Origin of the sequence: Cobetia sp. SIMBA_158, from assembly GCF_046566945.1 — a bacterium.
Classification (GTDB): domain Bacteria; phylum Pseudomonadota; class Gammaproteobacteria; order Pseudomonadales; family Halomonadaceae; genus Cobetia; species Cobetia amphilecti.
Map to the genome: position 1 here is coordinate 1 of NZ_JAWJYL010000306.1, position 276 is coordinate 276.

Genomic DNA, 276 nt, shown 5'->3' on the forward strand with positions numbered 1-276 from the left:
CGAAGCCGATCGCCTTCACGCGGCCGACCACGACGCCCGCGCTCTTCACGGCCGCGCGCGGCTTCAGCCCGCCGATGTTGTCGAATTTCATCCTCACCGAGTAGGTGGGCTGAAACGACAGCGAGCTCATGTTGCCGACCTTGAGCGCCAGGAACAGCACCGCAAGGAAGCCCACCACCACGAACAGGCCGACCCAGAAGTCGAGAGCAGTCTTTTTCATCGTCATCCCAAAATTTGGCTTAGCTGAACATCAGCGCGGTCAGCAGGAAATCGAGG

General features: G+C 60.5%; 1 protein-coding gene. It reads right to left on the bottom strand.

Annotation, left to right across the window (positions count from 1 at the left end; all coding sequences use genetic code 11):
- Positions 1 to 220, bottom strand: a 220-nt coding sequence (locus R2R70_RS20080; RefSeq protein WP_410978911.1) for an MlaD family protein, incomplete at its 3' end; no start/stop codon positions are given.
- Between the last annotated feature and the right edge of the window lie 56 nt (positions 221 to 276).